The organism is Variovorax sp. 38R (assembly GCF_014843395.1).
In the GTDB taxonomy this organism is placed as follows: domain Bacteria; phylum Pseudomonadota; class Gammaproteobacteria; order Burkholderiales; family Burkholderiaceae_C; genus Variovorax; species Variovorax paradoxus_H.
On the sequence record NZ_CP062121.1, the window covers coordinates 5317551 to 5335258 of the forward strand.

At 69.0% G+C, this 17708-nt stretch carries 15 protein-coding genes; 11 read left to right on the top strand and 4 right to left on the bottom strand.

All coding sequences use genetic code 11. From position 1 onward, the window contains the following. Positions 1–24 precede the first annotated feature (24 nt). The 8 genes from IG196_RS24755 (at position 25) to IG196_RS24790 (ending at position 10075) form a co-directional block, all read left to right on the top strand. Positions 25–2709 carry a LuxR C-terminal-related transcriptional regulator gene (locus IG196_RS24755; RefSeq protein WP_192193427.1) on the top strand — a complete coding sequence of 895 codons (2685 nt, stop codon included), beginning with the start codon at positions 25–27 and terminating at the stop codon, positions 2707–2709. A 227-nt stretch (positions 2710–2936) separates the two neighbouring features. Further along, positions 2937–3785: a TauD/TfdA dioxygenase family protein gene (locus IG196_RS24760; protein ID WP_192197136.1), complete on the top strand. Its 849-nt coding sequence runs from the start codon at positions 2937–2939 to the stop codon at positions 3783–3785. 58 nt (positions 3786–3843) lie between these two features. After that, positions 3844–4902 carry a 3-keto-5-aminohexanoate cleavage protein gene (locus IG196_RS24765; RefSeq protein WP_192193428.1) on the top strand — a complete coding sequence of 353 codons (1059 nt, stop codon included), beginning with the start codon at positions 3844–3846 and terminating at the stop codon, positions 4900–4902. Positions 4903–4944: 42 nt separating this feature from the next. Continuing rightward, positions 4945–5928: a tripartite tricarboxylate transporter substrate binding protein gene (locus tag IG196_RS24770; protein ID WP_192193429.1), complete on the top strand. Its 984-nt coding sequence runs from the start codon at positions 4945–4947 to the stop codon at positions 5926–5928. Positions 5929–5993: 65 nt separating this feature from the next. Beyond that, positions 5994–6965 (top strand): quinone oxidoreductase family protein, encoded by a 972-nt coding sequence (locus tag IG196_RS24775; protein WP_192193430.1) that lies wholly within the window; start codon positions 5994–5996, stop codon positions 6963–6965. A 40-nt stretch (positions 6966–7005) separates the two neighbouring features. Continuing rightward, positions 7006–8250: a porin gene (locus IG196_RS24780; protein ID WP_192193431.1), complete on the top strand. Its 1245-nt coding sequence runs from the start codon at positions 7006–7008 to the stop codon at positions 8248–8250. Positions 8251–8309: 59 nt separating this feature from the next. Continuing rightward, on the top strand, positions 8310–8870 hold the full coding sequence (locus IG196_RS24785; RefSeq protein WP_192193432.1) for a hypothetical protein: 561 nt from the start codon (positions 8310–8312) through the stop codon (positions 8868–8870). Next, complete coding sequence (locus IG196_RS24790) at positions 8867–10075, top strand: PrsW family intramembrane metalloprotease (protein ID WP_225616784.1); 1209 nt, start codon at positions 8867–8869, stop codon at positions 10073–10075. Before IG196_RS24785 ends, IG196_RS24790 begins: the two co-directional genes overlap by 4 nt. Before the next feature lie 4 nt (positions 10076–10079). Here IG196_RS24790 and IG196_RS24795 read toward each other — a convergent pair whose 3' ends face one another. Further along, positions 10080–10769: a peptidoglycan DD-metalloendopeptidase family protein gene (locus IG196_RS24795; protein ID WP_225616785.1), complete on the bottom strand. Its 690-nt coding sequence runs from the start codon at positions 10767–10769 to the stop codon at positions 10080–10082. Between the two features lie 269 nt (positions 10770–11038). On the opposite strand from IG196_RS24795, the gene IG196_RS24800 reads away from it, so the two are divergent. Beyond that, entirely contained in the window at positions 11039–11386 is a 348-nt protein-coding gene (locus IG196_RS24800) for an alpha/beta fold hydrolase (protein ID WP_192193433.1), read from the top strand. A gap of 13 nt (positions 11387–11399) precedes the next feature. Here the strand turns inward: IG196_RS24800 and IG196_RS24805 are convergent, their stop codons facing one another. The 3 genes from IG196_RS24805 to IG196_RS24815 all read right to left on the bottom strand — a co-directional run bounded on the left by IG196_RS24805 (position 11400) and on the right by IG196_RS24815 (position 14328). Continuing rightward, positions 11400–13256: a hybrid sensor histidine kinase/response regulator gene (locus tag IG196_RS24805; protein ID WP_192193434.1), complete on the bottom strand. Its 1857-nt coding sequence runs from the start codon at positions 13254–13256 to the stop codon at positions 11400–11402. Next, positions 13253–13861 carry a response regulator transcription factor gene (locus tag IG196_RS24810; protein ID WP_192193435.1) on the bottom strand — a complete coding sequence of 203 codons (609 nt, stop codon included), beginning with the start codon at positions 13859–13861 and terminating at the stop codon, positions 13253–13255. The genes IG196_RS24805 and IG196_RS24810 overlap by 4 nt, the downstream gene beginning before the upstream one ends. A 101-nt stretch (positions 13862–13962) precedes the next feature. Beyond that, complete coding sequence (locus tag IG196_RS24815) at positions 13963–14328, bottom strand: hypothetical protein (protein WP_192193436.1); 366 nt, start codon at positions 14326–14328, stop codon at positions 13963–13965. Positions 14329–14522: 194 nt separating this feature from the next. Here IG196_RS24815 and IG196_RS24820 point away from each other — a divergent pair, with 194 nt between their 5' ends. Continuing rightward, positions 14523–16211, top strand: a complete 1689-nt coding sequence (locus IG196_RS24820) for an InlB B-repeat-containing protein (protein ID WP_192193437.1) — start codon at positions 14523–14525, stop codon at positions 16209–16211. A gap of 263 nt (positions 16212–16474) precedes the next feature. Continuing rightward, positions 16475–17692 (top strand): tyrosine-type recombinase/integrase, encoded by a 1218-nt coding sequence (locus IG196_RS24825; RefSeq protein ID WP_192193438.1) that lies wholly within the window; start codon positions 16475–16477, stop codon positions 17690–17692. Positions 17693–17708: the final 16 nt, after the last annotated feature.

Genomic DNA, 17708 nt, shown 5'->3' on the forward strand with positions numbered 1-17708 from the left:
GCAGACACCACGGACACGAACGACTTGGCCACCTTCCCGACGACCGGTGCGACCGGCGCCCCCCGCGACCTGCTGCTCAAGGTGACACCGCCGCGCGTGCCGCGCCACCTGGTGTCGCGCGCCCGGCTGCTGGCCACCGCCGACGCGTTGCGCGACCACGCGGTGTTCGTGGTGCAGGCACCGTCGGGCTTCGGCAAGACCTCGCTGCTCGCGCAGTGGCGGCTGGAGTACCTGGCCATGGGCATGCCGGTGGCCTGGGTCTCGGCGCAGACCCACGACGACCCGGGCCGGCTGGTGCAGAGCCTGGCGCTCGCGCTGCGCGTGGCCATGGGCCGCCCCGCGTTCGGGCGCAGCGTGCTCGAAGACGACCGGCCCGGCAACCTCGGCAGCGTCACGGCCCTGCTGTCCGAGCTGACGCAGGCGGCCCTCGACGTGGTGCTGGTCATCGACGAGGCCGAACGGCTGCCGCCGGCCTCGCGCGAGGCGCTGGCCTACCTGCTGCGCAACGCGCCGCCCAACATGCGCACGCTCATCGCCACGCGGCCCGACGGCCGGCTCGACATCGAAGACCTCGTGGCCTACGGGCAGTGCGTGGAGATCGGCCCGGCGCTGCTGAAGTTCAGCCTCGACGAAACGCTGCAGCTCGTGCACGCGCGCTTCGGCGCACGCGTCGACCGCAACATGGCGGCGCGGCTGCACGAGCTAACCGAAGGCTGGCCGCTGGGCCTGCAGCTGGCGACGACGATCATCTCGCGCGGCGCCGATGCGCACGCGGCACTGTCCGACATGACGGCTGCTGCGGGCGAGCTGCAGGGCGAGCTGGTGCGGCTGCTGCTGGTCAACCTAGACCCCCAGGATCGCGACTTCCTGGTCCGCATCGCCGTGCTCGACCTGTTGCACCCCGAGCTGTGCCAGGCCGTGTCCGGCGCCGACGACGCCGCGGCGCGGCTGGCGCGGCTGAGCAACGACACGCCGGTGTTCGCCGCGACCGAAGGGGGCGAGTGGCTGCGCATGCACGCACTGGCGCGCGACGTGCTGCGCCAGCGCTTCGGCGCGCTCGACGCCGCCGAGCAGGTGGCGGTGCATGCGCGCGCGGCGCAGTGGCTGGCCGCGCACGACCTGATCGACGAAGCCGCGCACCATGCACTCAGCGCGGGCCAGCACCAGACCGCCTACGAGCTTGCCGAACGCAGCGTGTACGAATCGCTGATGCGGCGCGGCCGGCAGTCCGCCGTGCTCGAATGGCTCGCGCAGCTGCCCGCCGACGAACTCGACCGCCGACCGCGCCTGCTGCTGGCCGCGGCGTGGACGCTCGCATCGAGCGAGCGGCACGACGAAGCCGGCCGCTTCGTGGCACGCCTGCTCGCGCAGCCCGATGTGAGCGATGCGCTGCGCTGCGAATGCGCGCTGATCCTCGGCGGCGCCGCCGTGTTCGCGGACGACCCCGACCACTTCGTCGAACTGCACGCGCCGTGGACCGAAGCCGTGCCGATCACCGACCCGCTGCTGCTCCAGTCGCACGCCAACCGCATGGCCTACCGCGCGCTGCTCGAAGGCGAGCCGGCGCTCGCGCGCCTGCGCCAGCAGCAGGTCGCGCGCGGGCAGGCGGGCCCCGGCATCGACTACATCCGGCGCTGGAGCGAACTGGTCATCGGCCTGAGCTATGCCTGGGAGGGCCAGGTGGTGCTGGCCGAACAGCTGCTGCGGCCCGCCGTGGCCGGTGCCGAGACCGAGCTGGGCCGGCGCCACCGCCTCAGCTGCAACCTCGCCGCGCTGCTCGCGGCGGTGGCCTGGGAGCGCGACCTGCCCGGCGACGCCGCGATGCTGCTGGCCGACCGCCTCGACGTGCTGGAGCACAGCGGCCTGCCGGAATCGCTGCTGCTGGCCTACCGCACCGCGGCGCGCATCGCGGCGGCCGAAGGCGCCGAGCACCGCGCGCTGGAACTGCTGAACGCGCTCGACGCGGCAGGTGCCGCGCGGCGCCTGCCGCGGCTGCGCATCGCCAGCCTGGCCGAGCAGGTGCGGCTGCACGCGCAGCGCCACCGCGCCCAGACCTGCCGCGAACTGTGCGAGCGCATCGACGCGCAACTGGCCGACCCCGCACTGCCGCAAGGCCCGCTGTGGCGGCGCAGCGTGCAGGTGCTGCGCGACGTGGCGCACGCCCACGCGGCCATCGCCGCGCGCGACTGGCCCGGCGCCCTCGCGCAGCTGGCGCGCGCCGACGAACAGGCGCGCCAGCGCAAGCAGGGCGGCCTGCACATCGAGCTGCTGGGCCTGCGCGCGCTGGCGCTGGAGCGCTGCGGCCAGCCCGCGCAGGCGCTGCTGCGCGAGGCGATGGACCTGGCGCGCGCCTACGGGCTGCAGCGCGTGTTCTCCGACGCGCACCCCGACCTCGGCGCCTGGGTCGGCACGCTCGCGGCCGAGGGCGCACAGCCGGAGACCTCGTTCGCCCCCACCACCGCTGCGGCGCCGCCCGCGCCCGTGCCACCCGTGACGACGCACGGCGCCGTGCTCACGCCCAAGGAGGGCGAGGTGCTGACGCTGCTGGCGCGCAACCTGTCGAACAAGGAGATCGGGCGCGCCATGCAGGTGGGCGAGACCACCATCAAGTGGCACGTCAAGAACCTGTTCGCCAAGCTGGACGCCGGCACGCGCACGCAGGTGGTCCAGCGCGCGCGCATCCTGGGACTGCTCGGCCCCGAACGCTGAAAAAGCGGGAGCGGGCGAGGGTTTGTCCCTCCCCTCCAGAGCCGGTTCCCCCTCCCGCGAGGAGGGGGCGCGCGCAGGGGCCCCGACCTATTCTTGCGCCCAGTACGGTCACCGCCGCACAGCGACACAGCGGCACTCCTCGACCGGCACAGGAGACAAGACACATGGGTTCCACGATCCAGCCAGGCCTCTCGAACGGGGCCGCCCCCGCCGTGCACACGCGCGGCATCCAGGTCCACCCCGTGACCTGCGCCATCGGCGCCGAACTGTGCCACGTGTCGCTGGCCGAGGCCTCGCGCGACGCGGGCCTGGCCGCCGAGATTCGCGCGCTGCTGGTACAGCACAAGGTGCTGTTCTTCCGCCAGCAGGAACTCACGCGCGGCGAGCACGTCAGCTTCGCCCGCCACTTCGGCGAGCTCGAGGACCACCCCGTGATCGGCAGCGACCCCGAGCACCCGGGCCTCGTGCGCATCTACAAGAACCCCGAAACGCCGGTCGATCGCTACGAGAACAGCTGGCACACCGACGCCACCTGGCGCGAGAAGCCGCCCTTCGGCTGCGTGCTGCGTTGCGTCGAATGCCCGCCGGTCGGCGGCGACACGATGTGGGCCAACATGGTGCTGGCCTTCGAGAAGCTGCCGCAGCACGTCAAGGACGTCATCGCGCCCCTGCGCGCCCGCCACAGCATCGAGGCCACCTTCGGCGCCGCGATGCCGACCGAGAAGCGCCTCGCGCTGAAGGCCCAGTTCCCCGATGCCGAGCATCCCGTGGTGCGCACGCACCCCGACACGGGCGAGAAGATTCTGTTCGTCAACGGCTTCACGACGCACTTCACCAACTTCCACACGCCGGCCAACGTGCGCTACGGGCAGGACTACACCCAGGGCCACTCGGCGCTGCTGCAGTACCTGATCAGCCAGGCCGCCATCCCCGAATACCAGGTGCGCTGGCGCTGGCAGCCGGGCGACGTGGCCATGTGGGACAACCGTTCGACCCAGCACTACGCGGTCATGGACTACCCGCCCTGCCATCGAAAGATGGAACGCGCCGGCATCGTCGGCGAAGCGGTCTTCTGAGCGGGCGCAACGCCCCTTCTTCTTCCCTCTCTTTCCTTCTTCTACCGAGGTTCCTGCCATGAATTTTCTCGACGGCCATCTGTTCCCCGAAAACCAGCAGCCGCTGATCATCACCGCCGCGCCGTATGCCCCTTCATGGATGCCTTCGGACTTCCCCGGCGAGATTGCCGTGACCATGGAGGACCAGATCCAACGGGCGGTGGACTGCTACAACGCCGGCGCCACCGTGCTGCACCTGCACGTGCGCGAACTCGACGGCCGGGGCAGCAAGCGCCTGTCCAAGTTCAACGAGCTGATCGCCGGCGTGCGCAATGCCGTGCCCGAAATGATCATCCAGGTCGGCGGCTCGATCAGCTTCGCACCCGAGACCGACGGTGCGGCCGCCAAGTGGCTGAGTGACGACACGCGCCACATGCTGGCCGACCTCGACCCCAAGCCCGACCAGGTGACGGTGACCATCAACACCTCGCAGATGAACGTGATGGAGCAGTTCGACCTGCGCGACATCCAGGGCACGTCGATGGAAGACCCCGCCACCTTCAACGCCTACAAGGAAATGACCGTGCCTTCGCAGCCCGGCTGGGCCGAGGAGCACATCCGCCGACTGACCAAGGCTGGCATCCAGAGCGCCTTCCAGTGCTACAACATCAACAGCTTCGAGTCGGTGGAGCGGCTGATGCGCCGCGGCATCTACAAGGGCCCGCTGGTCATGAACTGGGTGGCCATCGGCGGCGGCATGGACGTGCCCAACGTCTACAGCCTGGCCAACTTCATGCGCGCCGTGCCCGACGGCGCGGTGGTGACGGTGGAGGCCTCGGTGCTCAACGTGCTGCCGATCAACATGATGGGCATCGCCATGGGCCTGCACGTGCGCACCGGCACCGAAGACAACCTGTGGAACCAGGACCGCTCGGCCAAGATCGGCACCGCCAAGCAAGTCGAGCAACTCGTTCGCATCTCGCGCGAATTCGGCCGCCCCATCGCCACGGGCCAGCAGGCACGCGAGATGTCCAAGATCGGCGTTTTCTACGACACGACCGAAGCGTCGCTGGCGGCCAACGGCTTTGCGCCAAACGCCCCGGGCCGGCAGCAGGGCTTCCTGCGCAAGGCGGCCTGAGCCCCACGCACCGCCGGCACAAGAACACCTGGAGACATCGCGATGAAAAAGACCCAAAACATCCTTCGCCGCCTGAGGCCATGGGCGGTTGCCCTGGCTGCCGCGCCCCTGCTCGCCCATGCCTGGACCACCAAGCCGGTACGCATCGTGGTGCCGGCGCCCGCCGGCGGCACCATGGACGTCGTGGCCCGCGTGTTGTCCGAAGCCATCTCGGCCGAGATCGGGCAGCCGGTGATCGTCGACAACAAGCCGGGGGCCGGTGGCGCCATCGGGGTGCAGGCCCTCAACAGCGCACCGCCCGACGGGCAGACCATCATGTTCATGGTCAGCAACATCCTGACCGAGATTCCGCTGGTGATGAAGACCAGTTTCGACCCGGTCAAGGACGTGAAACCGGTGACCATGGTGGCGCGCTCGGCGATGGTGCTGGTGAGCGCACCGACGGTGCCGGCCAACGACCTGAAAGGACTCATCGCCTACCTGAAGACCGGCAAGGGCAGCCCGGGCAGCTACGCCTCGTACTCCGCCGGAACCAGCTCGCACTACGCCGGCGCCATCTTTGCCAGGAAGGCGGGGCTGGACCTGCAGCATGTGCCGTTCCCGGGCTCACCGCCGGCACTGCAGAACCTGATGGGCAGCCAGGTCGACATCCTGTTCGACGGCATCGTCACGTCGCTGCCGCTGATCAAGGCCGGCAAGGTGAAGGTCTTCGGGGTCGGGGCCAAGACCCGGCTGGCGCAGCTTCCGGACGTGCCCACGATGGCCGAGCAGGGCTTCGACGAGATCGACTTCTCGAACTGGGCCGGCGCCATCGTGTCGGCCAAGATGCCCGACGACCTCGTCAAGCGGATCAATGCGGTCCTCACGAAGGCGGCCTCCTCGCCGAAGGTGCGGGAGCGGCTCATCGCGCAGAACTTTGTGCCGATGACCAGCGAGAGCCCCGAGCAGCTCGCGAAGATCACGCACGACGAGTACGAGCGCAACGCGCGAATCGTCAAGACCTACAACATCCAGCTCAACCAGTGAGCGTGCAGGCTGACGCCTGAACTGCGTCGCGTGCGTCCGATACAGACCCCCTCAAGGAACAAGACATGTCCAAAGCCATCCGCTTTCACGAAACCGGCGGCGCCGACGTGCTCAAGCTCGAACACGTCGAGGTCGGCGAGCCCGGCCCGGGCCAGGCGCGCGTGCGCCACAGCCTCATCGCGGTCAACTTCATCGACATCTACTTTCGCACCGGGCGCTATCCGCTCGCACTGCCGAATGGCCTCGGTTCCGATGCCGTCGGTGTGGTCGAGGCCGTGGGCCCGGGTGTCACCGACATCCGCGCGGGCGATCGCGTGGGCTATCTGCTCGGGCCACAGGGTGCGTACTCGCAGGTGCGTGTGATGCCGGCTGATGTGTTGATCCCTTTGCCTGATGGCATCTCGGATAGCACCGCCGCCACATTGATGATGAAGGGCATGACGGCGCAGTACCTGTTCCGCCAGGTCTATCCGCTCAAAGGTGGCGAGACCATCCTGTATCACGCAGCCGCCGGCGGCGTTGGACTCATCGCCTGCCAGTGGGCACGTGCGATGGGCGTCACGATGATCGGCACCGTCAGCACCGACGAGAAGGCCGCGGTCGCCAAGGCCAACGGCTGCGCCCACACCATCGTGACCTCGCGCGAGAACATCGCCCAGCGCGTGAGAGAGATCACCGACGGCAAGGGCGTGCCAGTCGTCTACGACTCGGTGGGCAAGGACACGCTGGAAGCCTCGCTCGACTGCCTGCAGCCACGCGGCACGCTCGTGAGCAACGGCACGTCTTCTGGCACCGTGGTCGTCGATTCGCAGGTGCTGGCCGCGAAGGGTTCGCTCTGGCTCACGCGGCCCGCGATGGTTCACTACATCCACCCGCGCCCGCACATGCTGAGCATGGCCGACGAGCTGTTCGGCCACGTGCTGGCCGGCCGCATCGTGAGCGAGCCGCAGCAGAGCTTTGCGCTGGCCGATGCAGCCGAGGCGCACCGCGCGCTCGAAGGCCGCAAGACCACCGGCGCCACCGTGCTCGTGCCCTGAACACCCCCACGAATAAACACAACGAGCAGGAGACAAGACCATGAAGAAGAACAAGCCCCTCATCGCCGCTGCAGCCGCCATCCTCGCCGCCGGCCCCGCCCTCGCCCAGTCCTCGCTCACGCTGTTCGGCGTGGTCGACGCGGGCGTCAGCCACTACCGCACCACCAGCAGTTCGTACAACCCGCTGCGCCCGGCCGAGCTGCGCCAGAGCCAGACCGCGCTGTCGCCCTCGGGCAATGCGTCCAGCCGCATCGGCTTTCGCGGCACCGAAGACCTGGGTGGCGGGCTGGCCGCGAGCTTCTGGCTCGAGGCGCCGCTCAGCAACGACACGGGCGGCGGCATCACGAACTTCGGGCGCCGCTCCACGCTCAGCCTCAGCGGCCCCTTCGGCGAAGTGCGCCTGGGCCGCGACTACACGGCCTCGTTCTGGAACGACGCCGTGTTCGACCCCTTCAGCGTCAACGGCGTGGGCACCAACCTGATCGCGGTGGTCAACAGCAACATCGCGGCTTCGCGTGCGCTGGCGACCGGCGGCCTGCTGAACGGCGGCCTTTCGGCGGGCACCGACAGCTACCTGCGCACGAGCAACGCCATCAGCTACTTCCTGCCGCCGAACCTGGGCGGCTTCTATGGCCAGGTGCAGTACGCGTTGCACGAGAACACCAAGGTCAGCAACGTGCCCGACAGCCCCTCGCAGCGCGGTCGCTACGTGGGCGGACGCGTCGGTTGGGCCAGCGGTCCGGCCGACGTGGCACTGGGCTACGGCGAGAGCACGCTGGCCAGCGCCGCCGCGCAGAGCGAGAAGATCAAGAGCCTGAACGTCGGGGCCTCGTACGACTTCGGCGTGGTGAAGGTGTTCGGCGAATGGTCGCGTGTGCGCGACGTACGCAGCAGCGCCACCCCGTTCGCCAGCGGCTCTCTGCGCCTGAGCGACCGCTACGACGGCCTCATGGCCGGCGTGAACGTGCCGCTGGGCGCGGGCGTGGTGCGCGCCTCCTATGCGCGCGTGCGCTTCGTCAACGGCCTGGGCCTGCCCGACGGCAATTCGTCGGTGAACAAGCTGGCGCTGGGCTATGTGCACAACCTGTCGAAGCGCACGGCGCTGTATGCCTCGGTGGCGCGCATCCACATCGCCAACGGCCGCAACAACCCGACCGTGATGGGCGTGACGCCGCTGGTGCTGAGCCTGCCGGCGATCTTCCCGCAGCCGGCCTACGCGACCACCAACGGCATGCAGCCGCACCGCGCGCTCGGCTACGACGTGGGTATTCGCATGGCGTTCTGAGCGCCTGACAACCGCGGCGGCGCCCTCGCGCCGTCGCTTCGGTGTGGCACGATCCACGGATGCTTCAACCGTCCCGCCGCATCCCGTACCGCACCTGGCCGGGCGCGCTCGCGATCCTCCTGGCCATTGCCGCGTATGTCGGCGGCCTCACCTTCTGGAACAACCACACGCCCGGCAGCCGGCCGCTGCCCGCGGGCGAGACGGTGTCGGTCGGCCATGCGCGCTTCGAGCCCGCACCCGGCTGGCAGATGGACGTGTCGCGCTCGAAGGCCGGCCAGTCGCTCATGCTCTTCAAGGGCGGCCACAAGTTCCTCGTGACCACGCGCCTGTGGATCGGTGGGCCCGACGGCCCCATGGTGCGCCAGCAGCGGCTCATGGAGCGCGGCCAGGGCCTGACCATCGAGGGCGACGTGTCCGACTTCGTCACCGGCTGGGGCCTGCAGGGCAAGACCTTCGCCTACTACGGCGCCAAGCTCGCCGGCCGCTTCTGGCAGGTGGTCGACACGCAACGCCGTTCGCTGGTGCAGATCGACGTGTACGGCCCCGCCGACGGCTTCAACGAAGCCCTGGCCGACGCCCGCAAGATGCTCGACTCGATGGACCTGGAGGCACCGCTGTGAGCACAAACACCGAAGCCCCCACCGAAGCCATCGCCACGCAGGAAGACGCCGACTGGCCGATCGGCACCGACTCGTTCTTCCAGCCGCAGCGCGCCGCGTTCTGGCTGCTGGCGGCGTTGATCCTCAACGGCCTGTTCTATACCGTGTCGATGTTCTCGCTGGGCTTTCGCGTGGTGCCCGTCACCGCGCTGCTGGGGCTCCTGGTGTGGGGCGGCTACACGGCGGCCTTCGTGCTGTTCTTCCGCACGCTCGACCTGCTGGAGCAGCACCCGCCCGAGGCCTATGTGCTGGCCTTTGCATGGGGCGGGCTGGGCGCGGTGTACTTCGCGGCGCCGGCCAACATCGCCATCCAGAGCCTGTGCGCCAAGCTGGTGTCGCCCGAGTTCGTCGCGGTCTGGGGGCCGGCCATCGCGGGGCCGATCACCGAAGAGTTTCTGAAGTTGGCCGGCGTGATCCTGCTGGTGCTGATTGCGCGCAACCAGTTCGAAACCTACCTGTCGGTGCTGATCGTCGGCGCCATGGCCGGGCTGGGTTTCCAGGTGATCGAGAACCTGAGCTACACGGTGAACAGCGCCGTGAACTTCCCGCTCGAGAACCAGGTGTACCCGGTGCTCTACCACCTGCTGATGCGCGGGCTGCTGAGCGGGCTGTGGAGCCATGCGGCCTACACGACGATTGCCTCGTTCGGCGTCGCGTGGTTCTTGCTGAACCCGCAGCGCTCGATGGCGGCCCGCATCGGCTGCGCCCTCTTCTACTTCGCGCTGGCGTGGGCCATGCACTTCATCTGGAACTCGCCGCTGCTCGAAGACCGCTTCGACGACGGCTTTGTCGGCATCGCGCTGCTGCTGATCGTCAAGGGCATCCCGGTGGTGATTGCCGCGGCCTTCGTGTGGCGCGCCGCCGCGCGCGAGAACGGCACCTACCTGCACGCGCTGGCCGCGTACTTCGTGCCGGAGCGCGAGCTGATCCGCGACGACGAATGGGTGCGCCTGGGCGCGCCGCTGCTGCGCTACCGCGTGCGGCGCGACATGGGCAAGGAGTTCGGCAAGCGCGCCCGCCGCCTGAAGGCGCAGTTGCAGCGCGAGCAGCTGCGGCTCATTCTGAAGGCCGGCACGCACGGGCGCGGGCCGCAGACGCGGCGCCATGAAGTGGCGGTGCGGCGCCTGCGGGCCGAGCTCGATCTGCTCACCCGGCCGCAGGGCTGAGGGCTTACTTCGCCGGCAGGTACAGCCGCGGATCGACCGCTTTGCCGCGGTAGCGGATCTCGAAGTGCAGCTTGGCGCGACCGCCTTCGGCCGGGCCGATCTCGGCGAGCTTCTGGCCGCGCTGCACGCGCTGGCCCTGCTTCACGCCCACGGTGCCCACGTTGGTGTAGATCGACATGTAGGAGCCGCCGTGGTCCACCATGATCACGCTGCCGTAGCCGCGCATGGTTTCGGTCGCGGCTACCGAGCCGGCGCCGATCGAATGCACGGGCTCGCCGCTGCTGCCGCCAATGTCCAGGCCCTTGTTGCTGTTGCCGTTGAAGCCGGCGATGACCGCGCCCTGCGACGGCCAGCCCCAGTCGCTGCGCCGCGACGCGGGCGGCACCACGGGGTCGCGCTCGCGGGGTGCGGGCGCAGGCTTGGCCTTGTCGGTGCCGCTGCCGCTGCTGCTGCGCGGCGGGGGCGTGGCACCCGCCGACGCGGCACCGCCCGGCGGCACCACGCGCAGCACCTGGCCGGCTTCGAGCTGGTCGGGGTCCTTGATCTGGTTCCAGCGGGCAATCTCGGCCGTCGTCCGGCCGTGCCGCTGCGCGATGCGGTAGAGCGTGTCGCCCGTCTGCACGACGTATTCGCCGGGGCCGGCCACCGGTGTGCTCGGCGTGGTGGAACACGCGCCCACCAGCAATGCCGCCATCAACGCGGCGCATGCGCCCCATCTTCTCCCTGTCACAACCACGCGCTGAGTCCTTTCTGAATCATCCGGATCACGCGACCTCGCAGGTCGAGGCGCGCCTGAACAATGCGGCAAGGCTACCAGCAGTCGTTGCGCGGACATTGCGCCCGCAGGAATGGCCTGGGCAGGCCGCCGAACTCGGTGTTCGTTGACGTGCCCGGCGCTATGACGATCCATCGCGCCTGCGCCAACTGCTCCCATCCGACCTCGCGTTTCGTGCGCGCCAGCGGATGGCCGATCGGCGCCATGGGCACCAGGGGGTCGAAGAAGCACTCGACGCCGCACGCGCGGAACGCACGTTCGAACGCGGCCTGCACCCGGCCGGCTATGCGCGCCAGCTCGCGGCGATCATCGCGTCGGGCAGCCGCCGGGAACGGCTGGCCTCGCTGAAGGTACCGACGCTGGTGATCCATGGCGATGTCGATCCGCTGGTGCCGATCGAGTGCGGGAAGGATGTGGCGCGGCATGTGCCCGGTGCCAGGATGGTGACCATCGAAGGCATGGGGCACGCGCTGCCGAAGGTGACGTGGGGGCCGGTGATCGATGCGATTGCGGGGCACGCGGTGGCGGCGCGCTGAATCGATCCATCGATCAGTCGGGCGCGCGCTCCCGGCTGCGGGCCTGCGCATGGCCCAGGAACGCGCGAAGCTGCGAAGGCCGCACCGGTTTGACGAGCACCGGCAGGCCGGCCTCGCGCGCCGCCGCCAGGTAGTCGCCTCCCACATCGCCGGTCACGATCAACGCGGGCAGCTCCACCTCGTTCAATGCGAGGCGCAGGTCTGCGATGGCCTGGATGCCGCTGGCCTGCACGCCAAGCCGCAGATCGACCACGAGCGCATCGGGCCGGAAGCCCGTCTGCAGGCAGCCCAGCGCGCCCGCCATGTCGCTCGCGGCGCGCACCTCCGCACCCCACGACGTCAGCAGCCCTTGCAGCGCCTGCAACGAACTCTGGTCGTCATCGACCACGAGCACGCGCGCCGCCAATGCGGCGGTCGATGACGCGACGAGCCGTTCGGCATCGTCCGCCCGCCCGCTCTCGACCGCATCGGCCAACGGCACCTGCACTTCGAACACGCTGCCCTGCCCCGGCTGCGAGCGCACGGTCACGCCCAGGTCGAGCAGTTCGCTCAATCGCTTGACGGTCGCGAGGCCGAGGCCGTAGCCCAGGCGACGATCGCGCGCGGGGTTATCGATTTGATAGAACTCGTCGAAGATGTGCGGCAGGTGCTCGGGCGTGATGCCGATGCCCGTGTCTTCGATGGTCAGCCGCAGCCGGCCGTTGTCGACCGCGCCGCCGATGCGCACCGTGCCCTTGCGCGTGTAGCGGATGGCGTTCGCCAGCAGGTTGGTGAGCACACGCGTGAGCAAGGCGCGGTCGCTGCGGACGGTGGCGGCATCGATCGCCATCTCGAACTTCAGCCCCTTGGCCGCGGCCACGGCCTGGTGCGGCCGGCAGCAGTCGCGCAGCAGCTCGTCGATGGCGAAGAGCGACCACTGCGGGCTGATCGATCCGCTGTCGGCCCGTGTGATGTCGAGCAGGTCGTCGACCACGTCGGTCATGCCGTCGGCGCAGGCCACGAGCTGCTCCGAGAGCTGTTGCACCTGCGGCTGCGTGCTGACCGTGTGCAGGGTCTGGGCCAACAGCGCCATCGCGTTGAGTGGCTGGCGAAGGTCGTGGTTGGCCGAGGCGAAGAAACGCATGCGCGCCGCCACGGCCTCTTCGGCGGTCTGGCGGGCCGAGCGGCTGCGTTCGTTTTCGGCGCTCAGCGCGGTCACGAGTTCGGCATTGCGCCGGCGCTGCGCCTGGATCTCGTGCAGCGCACGCGAGAGCTCCCTGGAACTCAGCAGCGTGTAGACGCCGATCAAGGTCACGATCATCGCCATGGCCAGGTGGTAGCTGCCACCGAACCAGATGTCGCGCAGCACCAGCGGCCCGAGGATGAGGCTCACATAGACGATGGCCGACCGCTCCATCGTCGAGAGCCGGATCGCGCCGCCGAGCGAGACGGTGACCATCGTGATGTGAAGGATGGCCTCGGCCTGTGCCGGGCCGTCGTTCTGCAGCAGCACGCACAAGACGCCCCACGACAAGGCCAGGCTCTGGCTGCTGGCCATGAGGGGCAATGCCATCGCCGCGAGGTTCGCTCGAAGGCCGGGCCGCAGCGCCCATGCGACCCAGATGCCGCCCCGCACGGCGACGAGAAAGCAGTAGACGGTGAACCACACCTGCACACGCGCGCCGTCCGCGCCCGTCGCGTATTCGCGGTAGCACAGGTACCCGCCGAGCGCGGCCAGCATCCACGCCCACGGTGTGGTGCGGATCATCTGCTCGACCTGTTGGAGCTGCAGGTCCGAGAAGCGCAGGCATGCGGCGATGAGGCCGCGCACACCTGGGTCAGGCGGCGCTTTCAGCGGCGGTGCGAGGGCGGCAGGCACCGAAGGCTTCATCGCGGCTCCAGCAGCAGCCCCGCGCGCCGCGCCTGGACCAGCAGGTGGGTGCGGTTGCGCGCGTCCATCGTGTCGAGCAGCGCCGTGATGTGGAGCTTGACCGTGCGCTCCGCGATCGCCAGCTCGGCAGCGATCTGCTTGTTCTGGCGGCCTTGCGCCACCAGCAGCAGCACTTCGAGCTGGCGCGGCGTGAGGCTCGCCACCGGCAGGCCGGTGCGCGACGTCAGCACATCGAAAGACTCGCCGCCCGCGGCCACCTCGTCCAGCGCCGCGGCGATGTGCGCCACCGAGCGCGACTTGCCGATGAAGCCGGCCGCACCCGCGGCGCGTGCGCGGGCGGCGAGTGCCGGCTCTTCGTCGCCCGAGATCATCAGGCGCGACACGAGGGGATGCCGGGCACCGAAGAGGCGCAAGCCCTCGAGGCCGTCTTCACCGCCCAGGCGGTAGTCGATCAGCACGATGTCGGGCGCGCATTGCGTGGCGTGCGCCACGCCCTCGGCCAGCGAGAGCGCGATCTGCACTTCGAAGTCGGGACGGGCGTGCGTCAGCGCGTGCGCAAAGCCGACACCGAACAGCGGGTGATCGTCGACAAGCAGGAGTTTCATGGTGCCGTGATCCTTGGGTGCGGGCCCGGCCCGCGCCCTCTCCTCGTAGGGCGCCATTGTTGTCTACACCGGCGCATCGGTGCAGCAGCTTTCGCGAAGCCTCAGTTGCAACGACCCGCCGCGCGCAGCAGCGCATTGCAGGCCGGCGCGGGAGCGGTCGTCGGCCGCGTGGCGGAGCGGCGCGCGGACGCGGGGGCGTCGCTCTGGCGCATCTCCTGGCAGACGGCGTCGCTGACCACCCTGCCCACGACCGACACCGAACCCTCCACGTAGCAGCTGTAGACCCGTCCGCCATCGGTGCGGGCCTGGAAGGTCGTCTGCACGCCGCTGTCGGCGCGGTTCGAGATGGTGAACGCCTGCGGCGGCAGGCCCAGCGCGCGAGAGGTGTTCGTGACGATGGCGTCGTCGGTCACGGCCTGCGAAGCGCATCCGCCTGCCAGAACGGCGGCCATGAGAAGCAAGGGCATGCAGAGAAGCGTTCGTGAAGAGGTCATGCAGCGAGCCTATCGGGACACGTTGCGCCGGCCCATAGCACCTTAGGGCAGGTGCCCGAAGGTGCTATGGGCCGCACGCGGCGCCGTCCCTACGATCCGGCCCTCTTGAACGAACAAGCACAGAAGGCGCCGGGCCCCGGCGCCAGCGGACGCGGAGGAACACAGACATGACGAAGACGAACAGCTACGGACGGTGGATGGTGTGCGCAGGCGCGCTGGCCCTGCTGGCGGCCTGCGGCGGCGGTGGCGGCGGATCGGGCGGCGGGGCGCTGCCGCCCCTCGGCCTCTTTCCACCCGCGCCCCCGCCGGCGGCAGTGACCCATCGACTGGAAGTCGGCATCACCGGCAACGGCCGCGTCGGATCGCAGCCCGCGGGCATCGACTGCACCGATCGCTGCAGCGCGGATTTCAGCGCGGGCACCGAGGTCGTCCTCGCGGCCACGCCGGCCGCAGGACAGGTGCTCGGCAATTGGGGCGGCGCCTGCAGCGGCAACGCCAGCACCTGCACTGTGCGGATGGACGCCGCGCTCGGCGTGACGGCCACCTTCGTGGCGGCTCCGCCGGTGATCGGCTGGGGCGATGCGTCGGCGCTGTCGGCCGGCGGCGCCAGCCTGCCGAAGACCGCGATCGACGCGCAGGGGCGCGCGCTGGTCGTGTGGCGCCAGATCGAAGGCAACCCCCAGGTGGACCGGCTGTGGGGCAGCCGCTACCTGCCCGGCAGCGGCTGGACCGCGCCGCAGCGCCTCGAGGCCAACGCCGGCGGCGTGCGCGACATCCGCGTCGCCATCGACAAGCCCAGCGGCCGCGCCGTCGTGCTGTGGACCCAGCTGAGCTCCGTGACCGGCTACGACCTGTGGGCGCTGCCCGTCGACCCCGCGGGCGGCTGGGGCAGCCCCGCGCTGCTGGAGACCGGCACCGGCATCGTCGGCAACGCCAGCGTGGGCATCGACGCCAACGGCAACGCCGTCGCCGTGTGGTCGCAGATCGGCCCGGCCACGCGCTTCAGCATCTATGCCAACCGCTACACCCCCGCCGGCGGCTGGGGCACCGCCGCACTCATCGAGACCAACGAGGTCGTGGGCAGCGTCGACGGCGACCCGGCCGTCGTGGTCGCGGGATCCGGCGAATCGGTCGCGGTGTGGAAGCGCTCCGACGGCAGCAGCGCCTCGCTCTGGACCAACCGCGCCAACGCAAGCGGCACCTGGACCACGGCCACCGAACTCGTGCCCGACACCGGCACCGCGCATTCCATCGGCGCCCATGACCTGGCGATCGACGCCGCCGGCAACGCGCTGCTGGCCTGGGGCCAGGCCGACCTGCCCGGCGGCAGCAACCAGTGGGAGAGCGCCGTGTGGTTCAAGCGCTTCTCGGCGGGCGCATGGCAGAGCAGCACCGCGCGCGTGGGCGCACCGTTCGTCGCCACGCAGGCGTTGCTGAGCACGCCTGTGCTGCGCATGAATGCAGCGGGTGCGGCGGTCGTGAGCTGGGGACGGCTGGACAACGCGCTCATGGCGGCGACGGCGGCACCGGGCGCAGCGTTCGGCGCGGACCGTGCGGTGCGGGCGGCGGCTTCACAGGCGTTGGCGAGCTTGCCTGCTGTCGGAGTGGACGATGCGACGAACGCGCTGGTGGCATGGGCGCAAAGCAATGGCGTGGGGACGAGCGATCTCTATGCGGCTCGGCACACGCTGGCGGATGCCTGGGGGACGCCGGTGGCTCAGGAGGGCACGGACGAAATTGCGACCGCGCCGGATCTGGCGTCGAATGAGGTGGGGAATGCGGTGTTGGCCTGGCAGCAGTTTGAGGCGGCGAGTGGGACGCGCATTCTGGTGCGGCGGTATGGGTCGGGGAGGTAGGGTGCGTGAGGGGGCAAATGGCTTGCCCCCGATCGCGAGCCCGCATGAACAACAGGCTGATGGCGGAGAGTGTGGCCGCGCATTCTAACTAATGGCCAGTACAGGGGCAACCAACAAAGCACAAAAATCCTTTAGTACCAGCCACTTAGCCATTCCGCTGGTACAAGAAAATCCATCAAGAACCAAGGCAGCGCAACTAGAAAAGGGGGTAATATAAGGGGTACAGCCAGTTCGTATGCGGATTCCGGCTATACAACTTTTGTATGCACCACAACCTTCTTACTGATGCCGCCGTAAAAAGCAAAAACAAGCCCCCCGGCTACTACCTCGACGGGCGCGGCTTGTACCTGCAAATTGCCCCAAAGGGCGGCCGCTCCTGGTTGTTGCGTTACACCATGAGCGGCAAAACCCGCGAAATGGGGTTGGGTTCGATATTTGACGTGGGGCTGGCCCGCGCCCGGGAGTTGGCCCAGCAGCAGCGCGAACTCGTTGCCCAGGGGATCGACCCCATCAGCCACCGTGACAAGCTGCGGGTTCAGCGCAGCATTGCAGACACACGAGCGGCACAGGCCAGCGTGACCTTCGAGGCTTGCGCTCGGGAGTACCACACGGCTCATGTCGACAACTGGAAGAACGCCAAACATGGCGACCAGTGGATCAATACGTTGTCGACCTACGTCTTCCCGGTCTGCGGCAAGCTGCCAGTAGGAGCTGTGGGCAAAGCTGAAATCCAGAAGGCCCTCCTCCCTATCTGGAAGAAGAAGGCCGAGACAGCAAGCCGGGTGTTCCAGCGCATACGAACAGTCATCAACTACGGCGCAGCCAAAGACTATTGCCTAGGGCTAGATCAGGAATTCTGGGAGCAACTGAAGCTAGCGTTGGGAGCGAACGACCGGGCGCGGAAGGTAGAGCACCACGCTTCATGTCCACACGCAGAAGCAGGAACGTTGCTGGCAAACGTGAAAGCCGGCACGGCCACGCCGATGGTGAAGTTGGCATTCGAGTTCATCGTGCTCACGGGTGCGCGCAGTGGGGAGGTGCGCGGGGCACAGTGGTCCGAGTTCGACACTCACCTCTCAAGTTGGACTGTACCGGGGGAACGCATGAAGGCTGGCCGAGATCACAGAGTGCCGTTGTCGCAGCGGGCTCATGCAATCTTGCTCGAGGCGGGTGAGCTACAAGGACTCAGCGCAGTCAAGACTGGAGATTGCTTGGTGTTTCCCAATCCAAGCGGCAATCCCTACAGCGACATGGTGTTCACGCAGTTGATGCGACGTATGGAGCTGCCCTACACAATGCACGGGTTCCGCGCCAGCTTTCGCACTTGGGGCATGGAGGCAACCCAGTATCCGGACGAGATGCTCGAGTTTGCGATCGCACACGTCGTTGGGGATCAGACGGTACGTGCCTACGCCCGCAGCGACATGATGGAAAAACGCAAGCACCTGATGGAAGACTGGGCTACCTACCTTCTAAAGTAAAGATGCCTCAAATGCA